Origin of the sequence: Desulfotomaculum sp. 1211_IL3151 (assembly GCF_036763075.1) — a bacterium.
Classification (GTDB): domain Bacteria; phylum Bacillota; class Desulfotomaculia; order Desulfotomaculales; family Desulfotomaculaceae; genus Desulfotomaculum.
On record NZ_JBAIYV010000022.1, the window covers coordinates 30,963 to 53,095 of the forward strand.

30 protein-coding genes are annotated in these 22,133 nt (G+C 43.0%); 26 read left to right on the forward strand and 4 right to left on the reverse strand.

The window, feature by feature from the left end; all coding sequences use genetic code 11:
* The first annotated feature begins 114 nt into the window (after positions 1-114).
* From V6C11_RS03855 to V6C11_RS03875, 6 genes are all read left to right on the forward strand, one after another.
* A complete protein-coding gene (locus tag V6C11_RS03855; protein WP_333529764.1) occupies positions 115-1,005 on the forward strand; it encodes a YIEGIA family protein in 891 nt (296 codons plus the stop codon).
* Between the two features lie 33 nt (positions 1,006-1,038).
* Positions 1,039-1,206: a capping complex subunit for YIEGIA gene (locus tag V6C11_RS18640; RefSeq protein WP_442886028.1), complete on the forward strand. Its 168-nt coding sequence runs from the start codon at positions 1,039-1,041 to the stop codon at positions 1,204-1,206.
* An 80-nt stretch (positions 1,207-1,286) separates the two neighbouring features.
* Entirely contained in the window at positions 1,287-2,615 is a 1,329-nt protein-coding gene (locus V6C11_RS03860; RefSeq protein WP_333529765.1) for a DUF512 domain-containing protein, read from the forward strand.
* Positions 2,616-2,850: 235 nt separating this feature from the next.
* On the forward strand, positions 2,851-4,170 hold the full coding sequence (der, locus tag V6C11_RS03865) for a ribosome biogenesis GTPase Der (protein WP_333529766.1): 1,320 nt from the start codon (positions 2,851-2,853) through the stop codon (positions 4,168-4,170).
* Positions 4,171-4,209: 39 nt separating this feature from the next.
* On the forward strand, positions 4,210-4,812 hold the full coding sequence (gene plsY, locus V6C11_RS03870) for a glycerol-3-phosphate 1-O-acyltransferase PlsY (protein ID WP_333529767.1): 603 nt from the start codon (positions 4,210-4,212) through the stop codon (positions 4,810-4,812).
* A 16-nt stretch (positions 4,813-4,828) separates the two neighbouring features.
* Complete coding sequence (locus tag V6C11_RS03875; protein WP_333529768.1) at positions 4,829-5,857, forward strand: NAD(P)H-dependent glycerol-3-phosphate dehydrogenase; 1,029 nt, start codon at positions 4,829-4,831, stop codon at positions 5,855-5,857.
* Between the two features lie 64 nt (positions 5,858-5,921).
* Here the strand turns inward: V6C11_RS03875 and V6C11_RS03880 are convergent, their stop codons facing one another.
* Positions 5,922-6,098: a hypothetical protein gene (locus tag V6C11_RS03880; RefSeq protein ID WP_333529769.1), complete on the reverse strand. Its 177-nt coding sequence runs from the start codon at positions 6,096-6,098 to the stop codon at positions 5,922-5,924.
* Positions 6,099-6,470: 372 nt separating this feature from the next.
* Here V6C11_RS03880 and spoIVA point away from each other — a divergent pair, with 372 nt between their 5' ends.
* Positions 6,471-7,949 (forward strand): stage IV sporulation protein A, encoded by a 1,479-nt coding sequence (spoIVA, locus tag V6C11_RS03885; protein WP_333529770.1) that lies wholly within the window; start codon positions 6,471-6,473, stop codon positions 7,947-7,949.
* Positions 7,950-8,038: 89 nt separating this feature from the next.
* Here spoIVA and V6C11_RS03890 read toward each other — a convergent pair whose 3' ends face one another.
* Positions 8,039-9,256, reverse strand: coding sequence for a tyrosine-type recombinase/integrase (locus tag V6C11_RS03890; protein ID WP_333529771.1), 1,218 nt, complete (start codon positions 9,254-9,256; stop codon positions 8,039-8,041).
* A gap of 197 nt (positions 9,257-9,453) precedes the next feature.
* On the opposite strand from V6C11_RS03890, the gene recA reads away from it, so the two are divergent.
* Positions 9,454-10,548: a recombinase RecA gene (recA, locus tag V6C11_RS03895; protein WP_333529772.1), complete on the forward strand. Its 1,095-nt coding sequence runs from the start codon at positions 9,454-9,456 to the stop codon at positions 10,546-10,548.
* A gap of 173 nt (positions 10,549-10,721) precedes the next feature.
* Here recA and V6C11_RS03900 read toward each other — a convergent pair whose 3' ends face one another.
* Together V6C11_RS03900 and V6C11_RS03905 are read right to left on the reverse strand one after the other, a co-directional pair.
* Positions 10,722-11,972 (reverse strand): type I restriction enzyme HsdR N-terminal domain-containing protein, encoded by a 1,251-nt coding sequence (locus V6C11_RS03900; RefSeq protein ID WP_333529773.1) that lies wholly within the window; start codon positions 11,970-11,972, stop codon positions 10,722-10,724.
* 86 nt (positions 11,973-12,058) lie between these two features.
* On the reverse strand, positions 12,059-12,943 hold the full coding sequence (locus V6C11_RS03905) for a helix-turn-helix domain-containing protein (protein ID WP_333529774.1): 885 nt from the start codon (positions 12,941-12,943) through the stop codon (positions 12,059-12,061).
* Positions 12,944-13,086: 143 nt separating this feature from the next.
* On the opposite strand from V6C11_RS03905, the gene V6C11_RS03910 reads away from it, so the two are divergent.
* The 18 genes from V6C11_RS03910 to V6C11_RS03995 all read left to right on the forward strand — a co-directional run bounded on the left by V6C11_RS03910 (position 13,087) and on the right by V6C11_RS03995 (position 22,096).
* Positions 13,087-13,368 carry a hypothetical protein gene (locus V6C11_RS03910; RefSeq protein WP_333529775.1) on the forward strand — a complete coding sequence of 94 codons (282 nt, stop codon included), beginning with the start codon at positions 13,087-13,089 and terminating at the stop codon, positions 13,366-13,368.
* A gap of 25 nt (positions 13,369-13,393) precedes the next feature.
* Positions 13,394-13,621 (forward strand): helix-turn-helix domain-containing protein, encoded by a 228-nt coding sequence (locus tag V6C11_RS03915; protein ID WP_333529776.1) that lies wholly within the window; start codon positions 13,394-13,396, stop codon positions 13,619-13,621.
* 17 nt (positions 13,622-13,638) lie between these two features.
* The gene (locus V6C11_RS03920) at positions 13,639-13,809 is read left to right on the forward strand and encodes a hypothetical protein (RefSeq protein ID WP_333529777.1); all 171 of its coding nucleotides are present in this window, start codon (positions 13,639-13,641) and stop codon (positions 13,807-13,809) included.
* A gap of 14 nt (positions 13,810-13,823) precedes the next feature.
* Complete coding sequence (locus V6C11_RS03925) at positions 13,824-14,126, forward strand: hypothetical protein (RefSeq protein ID WP_333529778.1); 303 nt, start codon at positions 13,824-13,826, stop codon at positions 14,124-14,126.
* Positions 14,104-14,271: a hypothetical protein gene (locus V6C11_RS03930; RefSeq protein WP_333529779.1), complete on the forward strand. Its 168-nt coding sequence runs from the start codon at positions 14,104-14,106 to the stop codon at positions 14,269-14,271. The genes V6C11_RS03925 and V6C11_RS03930 overlap by 23 nt, the downstream gene beginning before the upstream one ends.
* 12 nt (positions 14,272-14,283) lie before the next feature.
* The gene (locus tag V6C11_RS03935; RefSeq protein ID WP_333529780.1) at positions 14,284-14,598 is read left to right on the forward strand and encodes a hypothetical protein; all 315 of its coding nucleotides are present in this window, start codon (positions 14,284-14,286) and stop codon (positions 14,596-14,598) included.
* A 27-nt stretch (positions 14,599-14,625) separates the two neighbouring features.
* Positions 14,626-15,162 carry a hypothetical protein gene (locus V6C11_RS03940; RefSeq protein ID WP_333529781.1) on the forward strand — a complete coding sequence of 179 codons (537 nt, stop codon included), beginning with the start codon at positions 14,626-14,628 and terminating at the stop codon, positions 15,160-15,162.
* 34 nt (positions 15,163-15,196) lie between these two features.
* Positions 15,197-15,445 carry a hypothetical protein gene (locus V6C11_RS03945; RefSeq protein WP_333529782.1) on the forward strand — a complete coding sequence of 83 codons (249 nt, stop codon included), beginning with the start codon at positions 15,197-15,199 and terminating at the stop codon, positions 15,443-15,445.
* Positions 15,446-15,607: 162 nt separating this feature from the next.
* Complete coding sequence (locus tag V6C11_RS03950) at positions 15,608-16,438, forward strand: hypothetical protein (protein WP_333529783.1); 831 nt, start codon at positions 15,608-15,610, stop codon at positions 16,436-16,438.
* A 119-nt stretch (positions 16,439-16,557) separates the two neighbouring features.
* Entirely contained in the window at positions 16,558-17,124 is a 567-nt protein-coding gene (locus V6C11_RS03955; protein ID WP_333529784.1) for a host-nuclease inhibitor Gam family protein, read from the forward strand.
* Positions 17,124-18,263: an AAA family ATPase gene (locus V6C11_RS03960; RefSeq protein WP_333529785.1), complete on the forward strand. Its 1,140-nt coding sequence runs from the start codon at positions 17,124-17,126 to the stop codon at positions 18,261-18,263. The genes V6C11_RS03955 and V6C11_RS03960 overlap by 1 nt, the downstream gene beginning before the upstream one ends.
* A gap of 160 nt (positions 18,264-18,423) precedes the next feature.
* Entirely contained in the window at positions 18,424-18,849 is a 426-nt protein-coding gene (locus V6C11_RS03965; RefSeq protein ID WP_333529786.1) for an HNH endonuclease signature motif containing protein, read from the forward strand.
* A gap of 33 nt (positions 18,850-18,882) precedes the next feature.
* A complete protein-coding gene (locus V6C11_RS03970; RefSeq protein ID WP_333529787.1) occupies positions 18,883-19,053 on the forward strand; it encodes a hypothetical protein in 171 nt (56 codons plus the stop codon).
* Positions 19,054-19,067: 14 nt separating this feature from the next.
* On the forward strand, positions 19,068-19,229 hold the full coding sequence (locus tag V6C11_RS03975; protein WP_333529788.1) for an aspartyl-phosphate phosphatase Spo0E family protein: 162 nt from the start codon (positions 19,068-19,070) through the stop codon (positions 19,227-19,229).
* Between the two features lie 11 nt (positions 19,230-19,240).
* Entirely contained in the window at positions 19,241-20,086 is an 846-nt protein-coding gene (locus V6C11_RS03980) for a hypothetical protein (RefSeq protein ID WP_333529789.1), read from the forward strand.
* Positions 20,083-20,526 carry an ASCH domain-containing protein gene (locus tag V6C11_RS03985; RefSeq protein ID WP_333529790.1) on the forward strand — a complete coding sequence of 148 codons (444 nt, stop codon included), beginning with the start codon at positions 20,083-20,085 and terminating at the stop codon, positions 20,524-20,526. Before V6C11_RS03980 ends, V6C11_RS03985 begins: the two co-directional genes overlap by 4 nt.
* The gene (locus V6C11_RS03990) at positions 20,526-21,617 is read left to right on the forward strand and encodes a DUF5131 family protein (protein WP_333529791.1); all 1,092 of its coding nucleotides are present in this window, start codon (positions 20,526-20,528) and stop codon (positions 21,615-21,617) included. Before V6C11_RS03985 ends, V6C11_RS03990 begins: the two co-directional genes overlap by 1 nt.
* The gene (locus V6C11_RS03995) at positions 21,614-22,096 is read left to right on the forward strand and encodes a hypothetical protein (RefSeq protein WP_333529792.1); all 483 of its coding nucleotides are present in this window, start codon (positions 21,614-21,616) and stop codon (positions 22,094-22,096) included. The genes V6C11_RS03990 and V6C11_RS03995 overlap by 4 nt, the downstream gene beginning before the upstream one ends.
* Positions 22,097-22,133: the final 37 nt, after the last annotated feature.

Genomic DNA, 22,133 nt, shown 5'->3' on the forward strand with positions numbered 1-22,133 from the left:
AGGGAGGCGGCAGCCCTATTTAGCCATTCGTCGTTAGCCCTCAGCTTTTTGTGCATCATGGGTTATAGCCATTTAGCGGATGGCTGACGGCTGATGACGAATAGGGGGGATGATATGGAAAAATATTTATTGGTTATTGTTATCGGGATTGCTGCCGGTGCTTTGTCCCGGTTGGCTCTCCTAAGGGTGGATTATCGGCAGTATCCAGGTTATCCCCATGGGTTTGTTACACATATTTCCTTGGGTTTTATTGCTGCGGCACTGGGGGCCATTGCGGTGCCTGCATTGATCGAACCAGATTATGCAGCCTTTACTTTTTTAGCACTGGCAGCCCAGCAATTTAGGGAGATTCGGAGTATGGAAAGACAAACTTTGGAGAGCCTGGAAGAAAGTGAGCTTATCCAGCGTGGGAAGGATTATATTGAGGGGATAGCTCGGACCTTTGAGGCTCGCAATTATTTAGTTATGGCAACGGCCTTTTTAACCTCCTTGATTGTACAGTTTTTGGGAACGATTCCTGGTATAGCTGCGGGTTTTGTTTTGGTATTAATCAGCCTGCTGTTTAAATCCGGGGAGACCATTGGCAATATCTGTGAAGTGGTACCTGCCAAATTGTATTTTAAAGATACGATTCTATATGTAGATCATATTAATATCATGTCTGTGGGGCTAAAGGGCCGCCGGGAGCAGATCCTGAGAGATGGGCTGGCCGTATTAATAAAGCCTAAAAATGATGATGCCAGGGCTACCATTCATGATATTGGCCAAAGGCTGGCCATCGCTCATACTGCCGGAACGATTTTGGGAACGAAGAAGGATGTCGATTTACCGGAATATACACCGATGTTAAGGAAGGATCCTGATACCGGGCGAATAGGATTTTATATTGTTCCTAACGAACCGGATATGAAGGCACTAATTGAGGCAGTTAAACAGACGCCGGTACTGGAAAGTGCAGCTTCCAGACCCCTTAAATCGAAGGCTGGCAGGTATGCTGCAGATTAACTTTGGGGAGGAATAAATCTGTCTAAGGGAAGTATTGTAGCAGCCGTTACCATTGCGCCAGATACCATTCAGGGTGATGTCCCAATTTTAGTAGCTAGGGATGAGGCTGAAAGAGAAAAACTAGCCATTCACGTTTCCAATGTTTTACAAAGCACAGTACATGACTTGGGAAATGGAACCTACCTAATCGTGCAACACTAAACTTGACTAACACTGGAAGATGGTGGATAATTGATGAAGTACGTCATCCATTGGGGAGCTTTGTATTGGGGAGTTTTGTAATGAAGAATAACGGATTGCTTATAACAGATATTGATAAAGATAGTATTGCTGAGGAAATAGGTATTCAACCAGGTGACCGGCTTATTGCTATTAACGATAGGCCCCTGCAAGATATATTGGATTATCGATTCCTTTGTGCCAATGAAGAACTGATAGCAAAGATCATCACAGTCAATAACGAAGAATGGGAAATAGAAATTGAGAAGGACTATGATGAAGACTTGGGGTTGGACTTTGGCGAGAACTCCTTTGGTCCAACCAGGAGATGTCATAACCGTTGCCTGTTTTGCTTTGTTGACCAAATGGCTCCCAGTATGCGAGAAACACTGTATATTAAAGACGATGATTATCGTCTTTCTTTTTGGCAGGGCAACTTTGTTTCTTTAACCAATGTAAAAGATGATGAACTGCATCGTATTGTTGAACAAAGATTAGGACCCTTATACATATCCGTTCATACAACAAACCCTGAACTAAGGTCCCGCATGTTAAACAATCGACATGCAGGTAAAATAATGGAGCAACTAAAGCGACTGGCAGAGGGTGGCATTGAAATGCACACCCAGATCGTGCTCTGCCCAGAAATCAATGATGGAAAGGAATTAGACAGATCCATACAGGATCTGGCTAAACTATGGCCACAGCTTCACTCACTGGCGGTGGTTCCCGTTGGTCTGACCAAATATAGGGAAAGCCTTCATAATTTGAGGACCTTTAATCAGGCAGAGGCACAGCGGGTAATTGATAGCATTGAGGAATATCAGAAAGAGTTTTTAGGCAACAGGGATTACCCCTTTGTCTATGCCTCGGATGAATTTTACGTTATGGCAGGAAAACCGATTCCACCTAGGGAAAATTATGCTGATTTTCCACAAACAGAAAATGGGGTTGGCCTGGCCAGATTGTTTTTAGATGAGTGGCAAGAAGTAGAGGAAACCTTACCTGATAAAATCCCAGGTAGACTTTCAGCAACTCTCGTTACGGGTATCTCCGGTGAAACGTTTTTACAACCGGTGGCAGATCGGTTAAACCTGATTCATGGTTTAAGTGTACAGCTAGAGGTAGTTTCAAATCATTTCTTTGGTGAAAGCGTTACCGTGGCCGGTCTCTTGACAGCCGGAGATATCATCAAGGCCTTAAAGGGCAAAGATATTGGGGATCGGTTAGTCGTACCTACCGTTATGCTTAGGGACGGAGAAGAAGTTTTTTTGGATGACCTGACAGTAACCGATGTATCGGAACAACTGGGTGTACCTGTTCGTGTAGTGGAGGGACCACAGGACCTGGTTGAACTAGCCTTGGAGATTAAAGCGGTAATGAATTGGTAAGAATGGAAAGAAAAATAATTTAATCATTGAATATAATGGTATGCGGGTTGTTAACACTTTTGAAATGGGCCATGAACCATGGGCCATGAGTAAAATAACCCGAAATAAAGACATGCCAATAAAGCTCGCGGCCATGACCAGCGAAAAAGGTAACCAATCGGTTTTATCTGAAAGGTTATGAACGATTATCTGCGCTGCATGGTTATATTAAATTTTGAGAAAAGGGGGAAAACCCTTGCCCAAACCCATAGTAGCCATTGTTGGGCGACCCAATGTAGGGAAATCGACTCTCTTTAACCGTATTGTTGGTGAACGTATTGCGATTGTAGAGGATATGCCTGGGGTAACCAGGGATCGATTATATCAAGATGCCGAATGGCAGGGTCGAGAATTTACCCTGGTTGATACAGGCGGCTTGGACTTTGCAGAGGATGTTATAACCGCCCAAATTAGAAAACAGGCTGAATTGGCAATCAATGAAGCAGATGTTATCCTGTTCGCGGTGGATGCCAGAGAAGGGCTCACAGCCATCGATGAGGAAGTGGCACGGACTCTCAGGAGGGCAGATAAACCAGTTATTTTGGTGGCCAATAAAGTTGAACATTTTGATAAAATACCCTACTATGATTTTTACCAACTGGGACTCGGTGAACCGATACCTGTATCCGCCGCTGAAGGTTTAAATACAGGTGATATGTTAGATGAATTGGTAAGTAAACTACCAGACCAAGAGGAGGATGCCTATCCGCCGGATACCATTCGTATTGCGGTTATCGGCAGGCCAAATGTTGGTAAATCTTCCTTAGTAAATGCTATTCTAGGGGAAGAACGGGTTATCGTAAGTGACATTCCTGGAACCACAAGGGATGCCATCGACTCGACCTTTGAACGAAACGGCAAAAACTATGTCCTGGTGGATACGGCGGGCATGAGACGCCGCAGAAAAATAGACCTACCCGCTGAAAGATACAGTGTGCTTCGTGCCCTGAGAGCAGTTGATCGTTGTGATGTGGCTTTAATGATTTTTGATGCCACGGAAGAAATAGCGGAACAGGATAAAAGAATCGTTGGCTATGCCCATGATAAGGGTAAAGCCATTATCTTAGTATATAACAAGTGGGATTTAATAGAAAAAGATGACAAGACCATGAATAAATTTGAAAAGAAAATGCGAGGGGAATTGACCTTCCTCAGCTATGCCCCCACTTTGTATATTTCAGCCTTAACCAAACAACGTTTGCCTAAAGTGATAGAAACAGTGGATTTTGTAGCTGAAGAAGCAAGTAAGCGCGTAGCCACCTCTGATCTAAATAATTTGATCCGCGAAGCGACCCAACATAATCCGCCCCCTGCGGATAAACATCGTAGACTTAAAATTTTCTATGCCACCCAGGGTGGTGTAAAACCACCGACATTTATTTTATTTGTTAATGAACCGGAAATCATGCATTTTTCATATCAACGTTATTTAGAGAATAAAATAAGAGATACCTACGGTTTTGAGGGAACCCCCATTCGAATTTTCCTCAGGAAAAGAGAAGGAAATGATATTTAACCCGGTTTATTAGTTTTAACAGATTCGGAGGAATAAACATTGGTTACTGCAACCACACTGATGATCACTGCTGGGGCATACTTGATCGGATCCATTCCCTTCGGATTTTTGTTGGCACGATTTTGGAAGGGGATTGATATCCGTCAGCATGGGAGCGGTAACATTGGTACAACCAATGTATGGCGCACGTTAGGTAAGGTTCCCGGCATAATTGTGCTAATTTTTGATATGTTGAAGGGTATCTCAGCGGTGTTGCTTGCTAAACAGCTAGAAAATACGGATATTCATGTAATGGCTGCTGCCCTTGCAGTTATGGCAGGCCATAGTTGGCCGTTATGGCTTAAATTTAAGGGGGGCAAGATTATTGCTACCGGAGCGGGTGCAATCTTAGCGCTAGCACCGATCCCCTTACTACTAGCGTTTTTAGTTTGGTTGACTACGGTAGCTATTAGTCGGTATGTTTCACTTGGCTCCATACTGGGGGCAATTTCACTGCCCATTTGGGTGGCCTTATTTAACCAAAATAAAAACTATTTAATTTTTTCTATAGTCGTTGCATGCTTTGCTGTTTGGAAACATTCAGCGAATATAGGTCGCATTCTAAAGGGTACGGAGTTTAAAATCGAACGCAAAAAAATATAGGATTGGGGGACCGGGAATGACCAAGGTAGCCATGATTGGGGCTGGCAGTTGGGCAACAGCTCTGGCCCAAGTGCTAGCCCAAAACAACAATTATGTGGTACTTTGGGCCAGAAGGCCCGAACTGGCTCAGCAAATAAACCAGGGGGAAAACAAAAGATACCTGCCGGGGATTAAACTAAATCCTTCCATTGCGGCGGGTACTGACCTGGAAGAAGTTCTTCATCAGGCTGAAGCAGTGGTTTTTGGGGTACCATCCCATGGTTTTCGGGACTTATTGAAGGTATCCTTTCCCTATATGAGAAAGGATGCAGTAATTATTAATGTCGCTAAGGGATTGGAAGAAAGTACCCTTTCGAGATTATCGGAGGTATGTGTCAGTGAGTTGGGGCAAGAAGTATTAAACCGCTATGTCGTTCTTTCGGGACCAAGCCACGCGGAAGAAGTGGGGCTAAATATTCCAACTGCCGTGGTCGCAGCAGCCCAGGAAATAAAAATGGCAGAATATGTCCAAGACCTTTTTATGTCTCAGGATTTTCGGGTTTATACGAACCCGGATCTCATAGGTGTTGAATTAGGCGGGGCTTTAAAAAATATTATTGCCTTGGGTACCGGTATTGCTGACGGGTTGGGCTTTGGTGATAACACGAAAGCAGCCATGATGACCAGGGGGCTGGCAGAAATAACGAGGCTGGGTTACAGCATGGGAGCAAATTTGATTACCTTTGCTGGATTAGCCGGGGTAGGAGATTTAATCGTTACCTGTACCAGTATGCACAGCAGAAACCGCAGGTGCGGCATTGCCATCGGTCAAGGCAAAAGCATCCAGGGAGCTGTGGGTAGTGTAAATATGGTAGTGGAAGGTATACGTACCACTGGGGTAGCCCATCAGTTGGCCCAAAAGCAGGGAGTGGAAATGCCCATCACGGACCAGACCTATAAGGTATTATTTGAAGGACTATCCCCCAGGGATGCGGTGCTTAATTTAATGGGTAGAGGTAAAAAGAATGAAGTTGAGGAAATTCTTCTAACCAATAAAGCCGAATAAATAAAAAGAAAGCTGGCGAGCCTAGCTTTCTTTTTTTATGCATCAATCGTATAAAATTAGTTATTTACCTGTGCCACTTGTTGCCAAAAAGTTTGCTAAGATCAAAGGGAAACTGAGGTGCAACCGGTTTTTTCGGTTGTTGAGTAATCGGTTTTTTCTGAGTTGGTGGTTTTACCATAGGTTGATCATGAATCGGTTTCTTGCCAGGTTTATTCATCCCCGGGCCTAATCCATATCCCATTTAGATAACCTCCTTTTATAGTCAATATATGGTATTAATATAAATTGGTTACAATTTGTTGTTAGCAAAAATTTTATAATCCGATTTGTTAACAGTCATAAAGGTAAAGTTATGAAATATCTTTTAAACAATGGAAGTTTAATGGCAAGTAAAGTAAAGAGGGCATAAATTTATGTCATAAACTACCTCGCGGTACATATATATATAATGTTAATGTATGCCAATGGAAAATAATTCAGGAAGAGGGGACTACCTTTATCCTCCAAGAGAAGCTTTTCCGGTCTCTACGGTCCATTTCGCGGAGGAGGGATGCAGTATTTCAATATAAATTTCCCTATAATTTTTTGAATTTTTAAGGAGGGATAGACTTATATGGAAAAGATGGATATCTTCCGCGATATAGCGGAGAGGACCGGGGGAGATATCTACCTCGGTGTAGTCGGCGGGGTGCGGACCGGTAAATCCACTTTTATTAAAAGGTTTATGGAATTAGTGGTAATTCCCAATATTAAAAATGTCTATGATAAAGAACGGGCTAAGGATGAGCTTCCTCAAAGCGGAGCAGGAAGAACAATCATGACCACGGAGCCTAAGTTTGTCCCCAATGAGGCAATTGAAATTACCGTTAATCCTAGCCTCAAGGTAAACATGAGGTTAGTGGATTGTGTTGGTTATCGTGTTCTGGGTGCCCTTGGCTATGAGGAAGAGGAAGGCCCCCGCATGGTAACAACACCCTGGTATGAGGAACCGATTCCCTTTCAGGAAGCGGCCGAAATCGGTACGAGGAAAGTTATTTCCGAACATTCTACCATTGGTGTTGTGGTTACCACCGATGGAACAATAACGGATATTCCAAGGGAAAATTATATTGATGCCGAAGAGAGAGTTGTCGAAGAACTAAGGGATATCAATAAACCCTTTGTCATCGTGCTCAACACCATCAAACCCCAGGCCAGTGAAACCCAGCAAATAGTAGCTGAGCTGGAAGAAAAATATGATGTTCCTGTGCTGCCCATAGACTGTGCCGAGTTAACGCAGCAAGATGTTATGCAAATATTACAACAAGTTCTCTTTGAATTCCCCGTTAATGAAGTTAATATCAGTTTGCCCCTGTGGATTGAGGAACTGGATAGCAAGCATTGGCTCAGACAGAGTTTTGAAGATGCCGTCCGGGATACGGTACGTCATGTACGTCGATTGAGGGATATTGAGACTGCTGTAAGCAACCTGGATGGTTATGATTTTGTTAATCAGGTGAACTTGAAGCAGATGAATATGGGTACAGGGTCAGCTTCCATTGAGATGGTAGCCAAATCAGACCTTTACTATAGGGTATTAACGGAGGAAACTGGTTTTGAAATTGAAGGGGAACATCATCTGTTTAGGCTGATGAAGGAATTGTCTGTGGCCAAGCGGGAGTATGATAAGGTATCCACTGCCCTATCCGAAGTCCGTGATACCGGCTATGGGGTTGTTACACCGAGACTGGATGAAATGAATTTGGAAGAACCAGAATTAATTCGACAAGGGAATCGCTTTGGGGTAAAATTAAAAGCCAGTGCCCCTTCCTTGCATGTTATTCGGGCTGATATTACTACGGAAATTACTCCGATTATTGGTACCGAAAAGCAGTGTGAAGAACTGGTGCAATACATGTTGGCTGGTTTTGATGAGAACCCGCAAAAAATCTGGGAATCTGAAATCTTTGGTAAAACCCTGCATGATCTAGTACGGGAAGGGATTCAAAATAAACTGCACAGAATGCCAGAGAATGCCCAGGTTAAGCTTCAAGAGACCCTGCAAAGAATTGTTAACGAAGGTAGTGGCGGACTAATCTGTATAATTATATAACTTTAGGCTGAAAGCCCATGAATACTGGGGTTTTTCTTGATGATAATGCCCAGAAGGTAACGAAAAGGTAACATTGGGTACTAAAAAAATCAGAGGCCATTCATAAGTTCGCTGAACTTTTGGGAGGTCTCTTTTTTCACTGCCTTGGTAACGTGCAAATAGATATTCCTCGTGGTGGCGTTATCTTTATGCCCTAATCGTTCCATAATTGCATCCAGACTTGCACCAGCTTCCGCCAATAATGAGGTGTGAGTGTGCCGGAGGGAATGCGGTGTTAATTTTTGATTTAGTTTTGCCAGTTTAAGCAAGCGCGTCATTCTTTTTTCAAAAATCTTTAATATCCTGGGATAACCATAGTTTCTTTCCATATTTACAAAAACAAAACCCTCATTATGGTAACTGTCGGCATGTTTAATCCTAAATTCAGATTGCTTGGCTTTGAGTCTTTTTAAGTCTTCCATGACAGATTTGTCCATGTCAATTGTGCGGATCGATGTTTTTGTTTTCGGGGTCAATAACTTGTAGTCCAACATATTGTTGGTTGGATTAAAATAGGTTTTTGTTATCCTAATTGTGTTATCCTCAAAGTTGAGGTCAGACCATTTTAAGACACAGAGTTCGCCAAGTCTCATGCCACTAAACGCAAGCAACCTAAAGACTTCGTAATCTTGTGGCAATCCCTTTTCTTTAGCTGCCTTTAGAAGTAAGGCTAATTCTTCTTTTTCAAGATATTTTGGTAGTTCAACTCCCTTTTCAATATCTTGAACAGTAACTGCTGTCTTTGGAAGTATCGCTAATTCCGTCGGGTTTTCAAAAACAACCCTGCTTTTCTTGGCCTTTTTGAAAATCATGACCCCAACAGAGTGTATTCCAGATATAGTATTGTCGCTGTATTCTTTAGCTTTTAAATCATTGAGCATATCCTGGTATTCAAGCCCAGAAATGTCCCTCATTTTTAGATGTTCAAAGTACGGCATTAAATTTTTTAGTTGATACTCTCTTGTTATGATTGTACTTACTTTTTTGTTTTTAGTGCTTTTGTAAGTGTCTAGCCAAATCTTTGAGAAATCCTTAAATGTAATATTAGACTCCTGGACATAGGATTTCCCTTTCGCCATGCCTACAACAATCTTCGCGACTTCCTGTTCCGCTTCCTTTTTAGTTTTAAAGCCACCTTTCTTTTTTTGCTTGCGTCTGCCATTTTTGGGGTTAATACCAACATCTACTATATAGGACCACGTGGCTCCACAGGTACATTTTTTTGCATCTTTTGGACATTTGCAATTTGGTTTGTAATAATGGGCCATTAATTTTCCCCCTTTTTAGCATTATCTACGCACTGGCACTTGTTGGACGACTCGCGTTTTAAACGCACCTTAAATTTAAATTTATAGGAACGTGTGTTTTGTTTATTAGAAAAATTCTAGCACAACCCATTGACCAGAACAAGTGTTTGCATTTATAATTTAACAAATATTAAAACAAATGTTTGGGGGCGGGGTAAATGGCTATACAAAAACTCAAAAAGAATGATGAGGCTATGGGTAGAGATGAATCTCTGCAGAATTGTCTGAATGATCTGCATAAAAGGTTTGGCGCGGGATCTATTATGAAGCTTGGCGAGTCAACAAAGTTTGCTGTTGAAGCTATTTCGACGGGTATACTCACTCTCGATGTTGCAACAGGAGTAGGCGGTCTTCCAAGGGGACGGGTTGTTGAAATCTACGGACCGGAGTCGTCAGGGAAAACTACCGTTGCACTACATACTATTGCCGAAGCACAAAAGCAAGGCGGGATGGCCGCCTTTATCGATGCGGAGCATGCTCTGGATCCTTCTTACGCAAAGAAATTAGGGGTTAATTTGGTGGATTTATTAGTCTCACAGCCAGACTACGGGGAACAGGCCCTAGAGATATGCGAATATTTGGTAAAAAGTAGTGCTATAGATGTAATAGTGGTTGACTCCGTGGCGGCTCTGGTGCCACGGGCTGAAATCGAAGGGGATATGGGTGCTCTTAATGTCGGACTACAGGCCCGGTTGATGTCCCAAGCCCTACGTAAATTAACGGCCTTAGTTGCCAAGAGCAGAACTATTGTTATATTTATCAACCAACTTAGGGAGAAGATTGGTAATAATTACGGCAACCCCGAAGTCACTACAGGTGGCCGGGCGTTGAAATTCTATTCTTCGATGCAATTGGATGTAAGGAAAAGAGATGATCTAAAGAACGGGGATGAACGGATAGGATATCGATCTAAGATCAAGGTAGTTAAAAACAAGGTTGCACCTCCCTTCAGAGAAGCAGAGTGCGAGTGTTATTACAATGAAGGCTTCTCCAGGGAAATTGCTATTTTGAATCTAGCAGAAGCTTACAAAATTATTAATAAGTCGGGATCATGGTACAGTTATGGAGAGGAGCGACTTGGCCAAGGGCGGGACAATGTAAGGCTTTTTCTTAGGGATACTCCAAATATTGCCAGTGAAATTGAAGGAAAGATAAAAGAGGCTGTAAATAAAAATGAACCAAAACTGAAAGTCATAGAGGGTGGAGAGGGAAACGTAGATGAAGGTCAGGGGGATAATTCTAATTCTGATTAATATGACCAATAAGGAGTATGGTGTTATTGCCCTCAACTACGATGTTCTTGCTAAAACAGACCAGCACCACTGCCGATCTATTTTAGCAAGAACCTAACTGCTACTCATTCAGATACCGCGAAACTATAAGGATGTTCGATAAAAAAAGAAAAGGACCCAGAGGTACTAGCCGATCAAATACCCGTGTTGATGGCCTGTAACACCTTAACTCTTTGAATAATTAATCTGGCCAATTTATATATATCCTGCACATTATCAATGTGTATTTTTGTGGAGTTAGGATTTGAAGCTTGTTCGTATCGCAAGAGATTCCCAATTCGTTTAGCTATATCGTCAATAGGAAGTGGGATAACTATATAACTGGGCGACTCTGCAAAGTAGAGTTTCAAAATTGAAGCGGCAACATTGTTATAATATATATTAAAGCAATCTGATGTAGCATGGAATCCTAATTCAGCGGTATCAAATTTTTCTAATGACAGGATATTTTTAACGCACTGGTAAATCTCCATATCTGTTTCACTTGGTTCAATGCTAGATTGTTCAATGGTTTGTTCTTCAACTGTTACTGCGACTTCATTAATCGCCGATTCTGTAGGCTTGACTGTTTTTATACAATCTGGTGAAATAATTTCTTCATCAGTAATCTGGGCAACCGTAGGTTTCTTGTTTCGGTTTCTAGTTAATGAAGCAGGCGTTTTTGGATCGCTGATCTGTTTTGACGCTTCTTCATTTTTTTCATGGTAAATCATTTCTATGGAATCTAAGATTGATTTTTTTACCATAGGTCTAAATTTGTCAATAACTGTCGCTGTAATACGAGTAGGAAAAACATCCTTTATAACAAAGCGGATAAAATCATTGTTTGGGTCTTTTAGAAGCCGATAAATAGCAGCATCCAAATCTTTCTTGTAAACTAATTCTTCGGCTAGAGCAGATATTAGTTTAGTATTGAAGTTTTGTTTCCGTATTTGCTCTAAAATTTTTAAGCACTCATCTGTTATAGAGAGAATATTGAACCGGAGAAAAGGGCTTTCATCCATTACGTTTGTAACATTTAAATCGGTAAAAAAGTAATACTCTACTCCGTTCGTTAAGATCGCAAGTTTTAGCTGATGAGTGGCATTAAAGTAATAAGCTAATTGTGAATTATACTTTTCTAGGCTTTCATTTACTGTTTTAGCTTCGATAAAGATCGAAGCATCATTTTCATTAAAAATCGCATAATCAACACGAGCACCTTTCTTTTTGGCAAAATCCGCAGAATATTCAGGTCGAACTTCTAATGGATTAAAAATGTCATATCCAAGAAGTTGTATGAAAGGTATAATCAAAGACTGTTTAGTCATTTCTTCATTTACTATGTGACTTTTCCGTTCAGCGACTTGTTGCGATAGTTGTTCTAATTGTTCTTTAAAATTCATCCTTGCACCTTCTTTAAGTTATTATCCACCTTCCTTAAAACAAAGAGATGACACCATTACGGTCATCCCTTGATGTCAAATTCCAATTAGTTGCCCTTCATTATCTGATGCATTGTCTCAATCATACTCATTACCTGCTCTGGCTTAATCCCCAATTGGCTAGCCCTCTCAAATACTGGGTCCCACTTTTCCTCATTGATATCCCTTGCCGCCAGGTAACTATTGTATACCCGGTAAGCAGGAGAGCCTTTACGAAGGATGCCTACTAGGACGCCTCCTATGTACCAATCTTCGTCCATGACAATATCTTCATAGTTTGGATTAGCAGCCCTTAGAACCCGTCTATCTTTTTCTTTGAAGTAGAACTTCAATGTAGCATCGCTGGTTTCAGAGGAAGTTCTTTGGAGTCCAACCACGATGTTCCCAGAGTGGGCAGTCTGTGCCTCTCTACAGATGGCATAATCACCATCAAGCAGTCCAACACCTAGCATGGAGTCTCCATGGGTCTCCAGGGCGAAGTCCGCCCGGATGTCAGAGGGAATTTCTAGCTTTCTGTCCCACCCTTGGGCTAGAATTGGTATGCCCATTCTCACTTCTCCAATTAGAGGGATGGCTTGTGATTTCAGAGCAGAAGGATTGTCCAGAACTTGAAAGAGGTTTAGGCGTTGGCTTTGGGAGATTGGTTGACCAGCCACTAGTAACTTGTTTTTTCCTTCTAACACATCCAATAGATCTATTTCGTCGGCTTCACCTTCTATTAAATAACCAGCAGCCGCCATTAAGGTTTCCAGTGAAACCCTGAGATGAGGGGCGAGTTTTTTTAGTGTTTCTGGATTTGGTTTTTGAATATTATTTTCTATTCTAGAAAGAGTTGCAACACTTACACCTGAAACTTTGTAAAGTTGACCCATGCTATCAAAGCCAGCTTTTTCACGTAATTCTGTTAGCAACTGTCCAATTTGGTTTGCCATTATTTATCACCTAGTCCCATTATAAACAATAAATTACGTTGACGTAATTATTACGAGGCCGTAAATTTTTCTTAAAAATCTATTGCGCCGACGTAACGAACGTGCTATTATATGATTACGAGGACGTAAGGAGGGCAGGAGTGATGGCTGTAATCAAATTAAAGGTGACGGAGTTTAACAAAGTTGCTAAATCTAAATATAAAAACGATTTGGAACTTGCAGCGGCAATGGGAATTTCTACAACTCAGCTATGGAGGGCCAGGCTTCCTGATAATGATCCACGCCACAATGATCCAGGCAAAGAGTTTGTTGCTGGTACATTAAAGGCATTGCCATGTATGAAGTTTGAGGACTTATTTTTTTTAGCCGATCCGTTACGAGGACGTAACGGAGAAGTCATAAAAGTACCAACCGGCACCGGCTAACCCCACAGAAAGGCAGGTGAAGGAGATGAAAAAACAATACACCGTAGAAACGCTGCCGGATGTTTTGACAGCCCAACATATAGCGGACTTCCTTATAATCTCCCGTCGCCGGGTGTATGAGCTGTTTGACATTAAGCCGGAAGCTGGCGGCATTCCAAACTTTGAAATAGGGCAGTCAAGAAGGGTAGAAAAACAAGATCTTATTAGCTGGATAAAAGCTCGCAAACGGGAGAGGGAGCAAAAAGTCGGCTAGAAAGGAGGCACTACTAAATGACAAAGCGGGAAATCAAAATCATTGTTGGTGCTATCGACGAATACAAAAAAGCAGTAGAGCATTATCATGCAGCGCGTGATCATAAAAGCCATGAAGTTGTTAGCGAAGGGCTTAGGGCTCTTAAGGGCCTTGCGGAAAGATTGGGGTTAAGAAGGTACTTGGGCTAGAAAGGAGGCACCCCATGGAAAAGATCACACCTAGCTACAGCTTGCCGGATAAGGATGTAACCTTCGAGGCGTACAAGTTTGAGTCACTGGACAGGTTTATCATGCGTTCTGCCACTGGTTGGGCAGAAGCAAAGGAATCTCGTTTTGGTGATGAGCAACGCGCCGAGGCAAGCGCTTACCTCCTTGCTCTAACACTAATTCTTGCAGGCACCATGCCCGAGGATGAATACAACGGTATCTGCAATGAATACTGGTCAATGATCCGCGGAAAAAGACCAAGCAGGGAGGTGAGCCATGCAAACAAAGATCAACGATGAAGCCATCCGCTTAGGTGGCAGCCGCCAGTGGAACACGGCGAAGTGCAAACCACTCCTAGCATTGCAGGAGGCGTTGGCTTGGGCGGTGGGTGGACTGGTTGTATTTATCCTGAGCTTTTGGATAATGTGCGAATTGACGAAGTAGGAGGGTGGAAAGGTGTCGTTATTAGATATTGATGCCCAAATAGGCCCAGCAAAGTTTTGTTACCACTATGGTCACTACAGCGCTGAAGATCAAGCAAGGCATGGTTTAGGACCTGAATACGAAAGCCTGGGTATTTTAGTCGTAGTTCATGAAAATAGCTACAAAAACAAAACAAAAGCAGCCGATATTATGACATCATTATGGCTTAGTGATGGGCAGGTAGATAAGTTTATTGAATTCGCCGAAAGGTTGAAGAAAGCGAGGAAGAGGCGTACCCGGCCAGTACCGGTGACCAACCGGGTGGGGGAAGGATTGGGGTTAAGTTAATTACACCACAAGGTGAGGTGAAAATAAATGTCTATACTTGCAGATCGCCTGCCCCAGCAATGCAAAAACGTGTACATGCTAGCAAGGATAGGTGCAGGGTTTAAAAGCAGGGCAGATGCTAGTGAATTTTTACCGATTGGAGAACGTACACTGGCTAAAATAGAAACCGGAGAGAAGGTTCCATCCCCAGAAGAAATTAGTGTCATGGCAGATACTTACAACCGCCAAAAGTTACTTTATGAGTATTGTTCTGAATTGTGCCCAGTAGGGAAACAGATTGCGGTTAAACCGGAAGAAAAAGATCTTAGCGGATCAACGATTGGGCTTCTGAGATGGATAAAAGAGGTTCAGGGAGATTTAGAAAGGTTGGTCGAAATAGCGGAGGATAACCGAATTACCCCGGATGAGGTGCCGGACCTAGTTATCACGATGGATAAAATATCGGCACTTTGGAAGTCGATCGTGACTTACAAATTTTATGTAGATTGTGTAGCTAGGATCAATACAAAAGAAAAACAGCCCACGCTCGTGGCAGAGCGACAGGCTGCATACAACATTCTCTAACTTAAATATTAACACCTGAAGGGTGGACAAGTCAATGGCATGGCCTAATGGTACTAAGGTGGAACACGAATTCCTCGGCACCTACATAATCGCAGGTCCACCTTTTACAAATGACATAGGCCGCATCATGGTGCCAGTTACTACGGAGAAAGGCAATGAAACTTATTTTAATCCGCAGAATTTGAAGGATTCGGGCAAAGGAGGCAAGAGTCGTGACGAAACAAACGGTGAGCGTAGACAGACGAAGGGTAACTTGCCCAAAGTGCAAGCAACACTTTTTTGAGTTCTACGATCAAGAGGTATTTAGGTGCCCTCGTTGTAGTGGAAACTGCCGCCACGTAGACGATACTCAATGTGAGAATAAGGAAGTAATTCTTCGCATGGACCAGTTAACCGGGCAGATAAGTGTGGAAGTAGCTTAAGTTTATTTTTAGGAGGATACCAAATGAGTCATTTTACCGTTGCGGTTTTTACTAAAGAGGGGGGCAAAACAGTAGAAGAATTGTTATCCCCTTACCAAGAAAACAACATGGATGATTGTCCCAAGGAATTCCTTGCATTTAATGATACCACCTTGGAACATCAAAAAGAGTATGAAGAAGAACATATGGATCAGGTTCGTTTGGCTGATGGTACTACTTTCGGCAAATATGACAATCGGTTCTGGCAGCCGAAGCCAGATGATAAATCGCCTTTCCCCAGTACGGTTTTTACTCTACCCGAGGGCGCTGAAGTGATTAAGCTACCTCATAAGGAAATCTACCCTTCCTTTGAAGATTTCATGAAAAAATATCATGAGCAAGAACCGGACAAAGAAACAGGTCGGTATGGATACTGGGAAAACCCAAACAAGAAATGGGATTGGTGGCAGGAAGGCGGCAGATGGTCAGGCGGACTGCTAACTAAAGATGGCAAAAGGGTAGATAGCGCCAAGCTTAAGGATATTGATTGGGATTGCATGAAGAAAGAGGATATAGATAGAGCGCGTAAAAACTGGCAGGAAGCTCACGAGAAAAACGATGCTCTAAAATACTTAATTTATGGTGTGCAGAAAGACGATACCGAAGAATCATATGTTCAACGACAAGCTGAGTTCGGTACTTTCGCGGTTTTAACTCCTGATGGAAAGTGGCACGAGAAAGGTGAAATGGGATGGTTCGGTATTCACTCTACAACACCGGATGATGAACAAAAATGGTCCAACAGCTACATGGAAAACTTTATTAATAACGCTGATCCTGAACTGACTATCACTATTGTAGATTGTCACATCTAAGGAAAGCTTGCAGTCACACGGACGGCTGCAGGGTGGAACCTCCAGGACCCCGGTTAAGGCAATACACCCCTTAGCCGGGGAAAGCCTGGGGAGTAGATGAAAATAACGGAGGTTCAAATATGAACGCATTGTTAGCTAATGAAACTGAAAATATACTGCAGGATGCTGCTGGAGTCTTAGAGCAAGATCAGGAACAAAAGTTTCGCATTACTAACCTTGAACAAGCAACATGGGCCATGCGAAAACTGCGCGCTCTATCTGCAAAGGAAGATGACATTAAAAAAGTTGCTCAAGCAGAACTAAGTCGCATCCAAGGGTGGATGGAAGCGGAAATTCGCGATATTGACTCTTCTAGGCAATTTTTTATAGGGATACTGGAGGCTTATCACAGAGGTTTATTCCAGAATGACCCCAAGGTAAAGACTATCAAGACGCCTTATGGCAGGTTGAAATTAACTAAGCAGCAACTAGAGCTTCAACGTAATGAGACAGCTATAAAAGATTGGGCAAAGGATAATAAGCCAGATGTGCTTATCCCACAGGAACCTAAGCTGGATTGGTCGGGATTAAAGAAACAGCTTAAAATCAACGATGATAAAGCCATTGACCCTGCTACAGGTGAGGTTATTCCTGGTATTACGGTTATTAATCGGGAGCCAAAATTCACAGTGGAGGTTGATGTGTAATGGCAGGAATGATGCGCAAAGCCCAACGGCGAAAGGCCAAACTTCGCCTTGGGATAAGCGGACCTTCTGGTGCTGGTAAAACACTGGGATCGCTCTTGATGGCTTATGGCATTACTGGTAACTGGGAAGACATTTGTTTGATTGATAGCGAGAACTTCAGTGGTGATCTGTATGCCAACTGCAATAAAGGCGGCATTGAAATAGGCGAATATAACATAATTTCACTGACCGCCCCTTATTCCCCGGATAAATATGTAGCAGCCATTAAAGAGTGCGAACAAGCTGATATTAAGGTAATTATTATAGACTCCCTAACACATGCATGGGACGGCGAGGGTGGCCTCCTAGATAAGAAAGGCCAAATCGAAAAAAGTAACAAACCCGGCGTGAACTCCTGGACGGCGTGGAGAGACATTACCCCGATGCATAACCGTCTGGTCGAAGCTATCCTCTCCAGCAAGTGCCATATCATAACCACTCTTAGGGCTAAGATGGAACACGTTCAGGAGAAAGACCCATCCACTGGTAGAACTGTAATTCGCAAGATTGGCATGAAACCAATCCAAAGGGATGGTATGGAATACGAATTTACCACTTTCGTAGACGTAGACCAAGACCACCAATGCACCTCCAGTAAGGATCGTACTTCTATTGTTGACGGTAGAGTATTTCAGTTAAATCCATCATTAGGCAAACAGTTCTTAGAATGGCTAGAAAGCGGGGTAGATGTACCTGCGCCACCACCTGTACCAGACCAACAATCAACAGTTCAGCAAAAGCCACAACAAACAAAGCAACAAGGTAAAAACAATACATCGTTAGTAGACCCCGATAAGGCTCGGAAAGCTTTCTTTGCTGCTGTTAATAATCTGGCCGATAAGACTGGTGTTGATAGTGAGTTTGCACAGGAAAAAGCCAAGGCGATTGTTTATCATGCGTACAGCGTTAAATCTTTGAGTGAATTAAACGAACAACAGTGGGATCTGCTGTATAAAAAACTTGATGAGCTAATTGTCGGTACAGAGCGAGTTATTGAAAGGTCAATTGCACCTCCGCCCGATACAGAGCAAGGCAGTATGTTCTCAGATAACTCGGAATTACAAGACGTTCCAGAAATTCCGTTACCTCCAAAGCATTAATATGTACGTAATGCATAACCACCCTCGGCGGCCACAACCGCCGGGGATAAATTATACCAAATCTATAGCCCGGTGGAGTTCCGAGTTCCGTCAGTCAAAAGGACTGTTTTTTATGCCAATAAAATTTTCCATTATATTCCTATGGGTGGAGGATAAGGATATGAGTAAAAGTACAAAACCTAACTCTTCTGACAAAGAAACAATCCTTTCGAAACGTGGTGGTTATTACCTTTTTGAATGCCCTGTATGTAAAAATGTTGTACTTAGAACCAAGAGCGTCGGAAAGGCCGCTAAATATTGCAGTAGAGACTGTTATAACAGTGCAAGGACTGGCGTTAAGAGAGGCAAGCAAAAAAGAGTGGTAATTAGGAATGGTTATATTTATGTGCACAAGCCAGACCATCCAAGGGCGATATTAGGCACATATGTGTCTGAGCATAGGCTGGTGGCCGAAAAAATATTAGGCAGATATTTACTTGATGATGAAGTTGTTCATCATATAAACGGCAATAAAGCGGACAATAGGCCGGAGAATCTTCAAGTTATGACTATGACTGAACATATAAAATTGCATAAAAGAAAATAAAAATAGTTTTTTGGGGAGACGGGAGTGATCAAGATGTCTGATAAAAAAATTGATTATATGAGCGAATTAGAATCGGTAACCAAGTGCTTATTTTGTAAAGTTCCGGGCGAAGAGATCGGCCGTGACGGTATCTTTGTAAATTACACTTGCCCTAAATGTAAGGCAACATGGCAGATAATTCGAATCCCTGCCAGGGTAGCGTAAGGAGAGTGAATTTGATGCATGAGTTAAACCTTTTGATTGCGATAAATAAGGAGCGGCTAGAGGATCTAGCTGAACAGTATGGACGGACGCATCCTCGGGTGCTAAGGCAGAATCGCAAGTTGGACAAACTTATCGTGCAGTGGCATAAGCTGCAGAAAATGTTGGTGGCGGCATGAGGGAGCGGGATTTGAAAGCTGACCTAGATAAGTACCATAAATTATGTGCTCAGCCAGTACCTAAAGCAACGCTTGAACTGTCAGGATTTGCATTGGAGGTTATACCTTACTATATCAAGCGTGTGCAGGAGTTGGAAGCCAAATACCAAACTCTGTTAGACCTCCAGCACGGTCGGAACTGGGATGACGATGAGGCAGAGAGAAAACTTCGGATGCTATCAGAACAGTACAGGGAACTCGAACACAAAAACCGTCTCCTTAACCATGCACTATACGTCGCTAACGACACGAACGATTATTACACCTATCATCCCAGTGAGGAAAATAACCTTGGCACATTAGCCAGTGATAGGCCGGTAAGGATATCCTCCACATGGTTAATGGAGCTGCTGGAAGAAGCCAAAGAAGAGGGGCGGAAAGAACTACAGGCCGAAGTTGACCGCCTAACCGCCCTCAATGCCCATACCGTGGACGAGCTTAACAAGACGGAGGCTAATCTTGAATCCAAGAGGCAGGATTATCGGACATTGCGTGCAGAGGCGGTATACCTTCGGGTTGCTCTTAGAGAGGCTATGGCATATCTACCAGGCGCAATAGGCACCTCTGATATGGGACGATGCCAAAAGTGCGGGGCTATGACCACCAGCGGCTCAATTAGGTACTGCAAGAAGTGCATTTGGGAAGTCGCAAAGGGAGCTCTCTCCACTGACGCCGGGAAAGATTTGCTGGAACGGTTAAGGAAACTTGAGGCAGTGGCGGAGGCTGCAAAATTAGTGCTAACCCGCGCGGATGGTTTAGAACATTACTTTGCGGAGTTGGACAATGCCCTGGCCGCCATGGACGGTGACAGCCAATGAAAACTATAACCCTGTGGCAGCCATGGGCAAGCCTTGTGGCGATCGGAGCCAAGAAGATAGAGACTAGGTCATGGGCTACTAAGCACCGAGGGCCTTTGGCGATACATGCGGCCAAAAAAGTTGATACTAACGTATGTGTTAAGCGTGAATTTGTTATTCCCCTAAACGAACATGGCATGGTAATGATAAAGGATTTGCCTGTTGGTGCTGTAATAGCAACCTGTAATCTAGTTGATTGTGTAGAAATAGAGTCGGCGAGCCTTCTGCGAAGAGTTGCCCGATTAAAAAATGGGGTTGAAATAAGCGGTAACGAGTTCGTAGTTGGGTTTTATGCTCCTGGCAGATACGCCTGGATTCTGGAGGATGTAAAGCAACTGGACAAGCCGGTACCTGCTGTTGGTAAACAGAGGTTGTGGGAGTGGGACGGGAGGTTGTTGTAATGGCTAACACAAAAATAGAGTGGGCCGAGGCAGTATGGAACCCAATCACAGGCTGCAGTAAAATCTCCCCCGGTTGTGCTAACTGCTATGCAGAGCGGATGTCAAAGCGTCTGGTTGGCAGGTGCGGATATCCGGCAGATGAACCTTTTAAGGTTACTGTTCACCCAGACAAATTTGTAGAACCCTTAAGATGGCGAAAGCCAAAACGAGTATTTGTTTGTTCAATGGGTGACTTGTTTCACCCAGATGTAAAAGATGAATGGATATTAGCTTCATTAGTGGCAATGGGACTTACTTACGAACATACTGGGAAAATGAAAGAAGTATCACCAGGACATCACACTGGGATATATAAACCAAAACACACCTTTATGATACTCACAAAGAGACCTGAACGGATGAAGGAGTTTTTTAATCGTCTTTACTCAAAAAGCTCTGATAAAGAATGGGAAAATAAGGCCCATAATTTTGCAACACAATTGGCTTCTGGTATTGGATCTCCTTTCCCTATGAATGCAATATTTGGATTTTATAAATGGCTTGAAGATGGTTTTCCTGGTCTTTGGTTAGGGGTAACTGCAGAAAACCAAGAGCAGGCCGATAAGCGTATTCCTATCCTGTTGGAAATACCGGCGGCAGTGAGATTTGTTAGTGTGGAGCCAATGCTAGGGCCAGTGGATTTAACCAGCCTCTCATTAGGATCCAACCGTTACGGTTTAGACTTTAAACTTAACTCATTAACGAGCTGGGAAACTGGTTACAACGACAAAGGAAATCAACGGATTAACCGTAATGATGAATTTGAAAGCCTGGACTGGGTTATTTGTGGCGGTGAGACAGGTCCTGGAGCAAGACCCATGCACCCGGATTGGGTGCGCAGCCTGCGTGATCAGTGTCAGGGGGCCGGAATGCCTTTCTTTTTTAAGCAGTGGGGAGACTGGATACACACAAGCCTTGAAGAATCTCAACCTTTTATTGATGTAGAAAAAGAGTATGATGATAGCGATTATTTTATCCGTGTCGGCAAAAAGAAAGCCGGCCGCATACTAGATGGCCGGACATGGGAGGAGTTTCCGGAGGTGATGCCATGAGATCAATAATAAGCCAACTATCCGATATTTCCACTAAACTCCACAAGGCTGGCGCGGACAATACGGAATTAGATAAATTCATTGAAGGCTTCTATGACTACGAGAAAACCAAAGATGGCTGCCGATGCCAACTCAAAGAGCGCGGCATATGCTTGCACCTTATGAACGAGGATGCAGATTGTTACGACAACTTCGATGACTGTTATATCAAAAAATCTGGACTTTACTACTGCGGTGAAATTTGTGAAGTAGTTGACCAGGAAGGATGCGAGGATTGCAACGATAATCAAGATTGTGGTTGCTGTGAGTATGTCCAAAATGGATCTGCACCTTATAACTGTCAAGTTTGTGCGCGTATCCAAATTGACATTGAGGGAATTGGCCATTACTGCGTTACCCCCGATACCAGCCCGGAGGAAATTGAGCGGATTAAGCGGGAGGCTAAGGAGAACCCAGGTGATTTCTTTAGTTGTTACTAAAGGTGGTGGTCCTAATGTATAGTCACCCATTATGCGC

Coding starts and splice junctions, on each gene's coding strand:
- V6C11_RS03855 (WP_333529764.1), top strand. CDS start 115: ATGGAAAAATATTTATTGGTTATTGTTATCGGGATTGCTGCCGGTGCT.
- V6C11_RS03860 (WP_333529765.1), top strand. CDS start 1,287: ATGAAGAATAACGGATTGCTTATAACAGATATTGATAAAGATAGTATT.
- V6C11_RS03875 (WP_333529768.1), top strand. CDS start 4,829: ATGACCAAGGTAGCCATGATTGGGGCTGGCAGTTGGGCAACAGCTCTG.
- V6C11_RS03880 (WP_333529769.1), bottom strand. CDS start 6,098: ATGGGATATGGATTAGGCCCGGGGATGAATAAACCTGGCAAGAAACCG.
- spoIVA (WP_333529770.1), top strand. CDS start 6,471: ATGGAAAAGATGGATATCTTCCGCGATATAGCGGAGAGGACCGGGGGA.
- V6C11_RS03890 (WP_333529771.1), bottom strand. CDS start 9,256: ATGGCCCATTATTACAAACCAAATTGCAAATGTCCAAAAGATGCAAAA.
- recA (WP_333529772.1), top strand. CDS start 9,454: ATGGCTATACAAAAACTCAAAAAGAATGATGAGGCTATGGGTAGAGAT.
- V6C11_RS03900 (WP_333529773.1), bottom strand. CDS start 11,972: ATGAATTTTAAAGAACAATTAGAACAACTATCGCAACAAGTCGCTGAA.
- V6C11_RS03905 (WP_333529774.1), bottom strand. CDS start 12,943: ATGGCAAACCAAATTGGACAGTTGCTAACAGAATTACGTGAAAAAGCT.
- V6C11_RS03910 (WP_333529775.1), top strand. CDS start 13,087: ATGGCTGTAATCAAATTAAAGGTGACGGAGTTTAACAAAGTTGCTAAA.
- V6C11_RS03915 (WP_333529776.1), top strand. CDS start 13,394: ATGAAAAAACAATACACCGTAGAAACGCTGCCGGATGTTTTGACAGCC.
- V6C11_RS03920 (WP_333529777.1), top strand. CDS start 13,639: ATGACAAAGCGGGAAATCAAAATCATTGTTGGTGCTATCGACGAATAC.
- V6C11_RS03925 (WP_333529778.1), top strand. CDS start 13,824: ATGGAAAAGATCACACCTAGCTACAGCTTGCCGGATAAGGATGTAACC.
- V6C11_RS03930 (WP_333529779.1), top strand. CDS start 14,104: ATGCAAACAAAGATCAACGATGAAGCCATCCGCTTAGGTGGCAGCCGC.
- V6C11_RS03940 (WP_333529781.1), top strand. CDS start 14,626: ATGTCTATACTTGCAGATCGCCTGCCCCAGCAATGCAAAAACGTGTAC.
- V6C11_RS03945 (WP_333529782.1), top strand. CDS start 15,197: ATGGCATGGCCTAATGGTACTAAGGTGGAACACGAATTCCTCGGCACC.
- V6C11_RS03950 (WP_333529783.1), top strand. CDS start 15,608: ATGAGTCATTTTACCGTTGCGGTTTTTACTAAAGAGGGGGGCAAAACA.
- V6C11_RS03955 (WP_333529784.1), top strand. CDS start 16,558: ATGAACGCATTGTTAGCTAATGAAACTGAAAATATACTGCAGGATGCT.
- V6C11_RS03960 (WP_333529785.1), top strand. CDS start 17,124: ATGGCAGGAATGATGCGCAAAGCCCAACGGCGAAAGGCCAAACTTCGC.
- V6C11_RS03965 (WP_333529786.1), top strand. CDS start 18,424: ATGAGTAAAAGTACAAAACCTAACTCTTCTGACAAAGAAACAATCCTT.
- V6C11_RS03970 (WP_333529787.1), top strand. CDS start 18,883: ATGTCTGATAAAAAAATTGATTATATGAGCGAATTAGAATCGGTAACC.
- V6C11_RS03975 (WP_333529788.1), top strand. CDS start 19,068: ATGCATGAGTTAAACCTTTTGATTGCGATAAATAAGGAGCGGCTAGAG.
- V6C11_RS03985 (WP_333529790.1), top strand. CDS start 20,083: ATGAAAACTATAACCCTGTGGCAGCCATGGGCAAGCCTTGTGGCGATC.
- V6C11_RS03990 (WP_333529791.1), top strand. CDS start 20,526: ATGGCTAACACAAAAATAGAGTGGGCCGAGGCAGTATGGAACCCAATC.
- V6C11_RS03995 (WP_333529792.1), top strand. CDS start 21,614: ATGAGATCAATAATAAGCCAACTATCCGATATTTCCACTAAACTCCAC.